The 1,764-nt window shown below is 50.5% G+C and carries 1 protein-coding gene and 1 pseudogene; both read right to left on the bottom strand.

Annotated elements, in window-relative coordinates; translation table 11 throughout:
- Positions 1-151: 151 nt before the first annotated feature.
- Positions 152-718, bottom strand: a complete 567-nt coding sequence (locus ACH2EH_RS09765; protein WP_309694431.1) for a sigma-70 family RNA polymerase sigma factor — start codon at positions 716-718, stop codon at positions 152-154.
- Between the two features lie 766 nt (positions 719-1,484).
- Positions 1,485-1,764, bottom strand: a pseudogene (locus ACH2EH_RS09760) (hypothetical protein); the annotation flags it as partial.

Here is a 1,764-nt window from a genome sequence, read left to right as displayed (position 1 = left end):
AGCTACGTCATGCGCCACCCCAGCTTTATGCGCCACCCCAGCTTTATTTGGCCTACTCGTCCTCTACTTAATATAAGCGCTACGACTCTAAGAAATGTAAGCACCTGGAGGCAAAATTCTTCAACTTTCTTTCGAGCATCCAATTATCTACTCAAGACAGCTCAGAGCGGTTCAAGGCGGAAAGGTATTCACAGGCTTCTCCACAAGGAAAATCAGAAGACTCTAACAGAGCCCCCAAACGGCGCTGACCATTACGAAGCGACATGCGAGCTGCCACACTGCTCTGACACGTCTGGGCGGCAACTTCAGCGAAAGATAAGCCCTCAATTAGGCGCAGGTACAGAACCTTCTGTTGAAGTTCCGTCAGCTCAGACATGGCCGTCAAAAGTCGACTTTGCAACTCTTGAAGAAGTGCATGGCCTTCGGGAGTCACTCGATTTGATGGCTCTTTGTCTGGGCTCTTTCCGACTGCAATGCCTCTACCTGAATCGATAAGCCACTGAATCTGAGCGGTTTCTGCAAGGGTAACTCGTTGCTTCCAGCACCTCTCTTTGCGCATGAAACTACGGGCACGATTGTTTCCACAAACACAGGTAAGTGCCTGGTTTTTAGGATCAGGGGAAAAGTGGCAGCCCAAAAGATATTCAGAAAGAAAATCTTCAATGCCTTCTCCAACAACTCCACAACGACGAGCTTCCGAACGACCCTGCGCAACCAAGGCGGAGACGTGCCTGACCAAGCAGGAGCGAGGAGGCTCCCTAGCACTATCGTCAGACTTGCCAGAACTATCAGACTTGCCAGAACTATCGGAAGGTTCGGGTGATTCTGCGCTTATATGATCTGCAGGTAGTTCTACTCTGTGATCTGATGTACTCGTGTAATGCGATGTACTCGTGTAATGCGGTGTACTCGTGTAATGCGGTGTACTTACCTCCTGTTGAGAGGCTGAGGAAAATCGACGATTCCTAACGAGCTGCTGCCTAGACATATCTTAAAACTCCACGCGCGATAACGGCCAAGACTTTCCCATCACGTATGAAAAGCCTGCGGACGTAGCATTGCCATCTATCGATAGCTACATTGCCATTATTGAATCGATGTCGGTCGGGCGTCCTCCGAACTGAGAACCTGCTTCGTCCCTCGAACAGGGGACTTCTTTAAATTGCTGTCGGCCTCTCAACCCGGAGGCTTAATCTATTCTACCCGGAGGCTTATCTATTCTCTTTGATACCTTACCCACTTGATACAAGGTTCCCAAACCGGGGAAAATTCTAAGGAAAATTCCGCGATTTAGAAACATCCGCCTGACTTGTAGAGCTGTCAGCCTGTGCGGTTGTCCATCTGACTCCATCCAGGCATAAAAACTTCAACGAGCGAGGGTGACAACACGATAGCTCTCCTGTAAGTGTCAAACCACTTTTACACGCGGTTTGACAGTAAGGGCGGGTGCTCACCACGAACTAAAATAGGGACTTCCCCAGTTCTTAAAAGTAAACGGCCCCCGTTCCTGACCAGTGACCCACACGAGTCAGATCCGCCTTGGGCAAACGGATCTCTCCCCAGAAGGACTCCATCGCAGCGTTAAGGTGCGTATCATCCAAAAGCACCGTGCCACGAAAGCCAACACTCTGAAGGCACCGCACGAACTCACGCTCAAAGCCGCCCTCGTGAAAGGTGTCCAGCAGGATCAGCGAAGCCTGAGCCAGGCGGTCTTTGTCCTCAAGTACGTCCTTGACACGAAACTCAAGATTGTGCCGCTGAATG

The sequence above is a fragment of the Armatimonas sp. genome (genome assembly GCF_043760365.1).
Classification (GTDB): domain Bacteria; phylum Armatimonadota; class Armatimonadia; order Armatimonadales; family Armatimonadaceae; genus Armatimonas.
The sequence above is the reverse complement of the archived record's forward strand: the minus strand, read 5'-3'. Positions and strand labels throughout refer to the sequence as shown.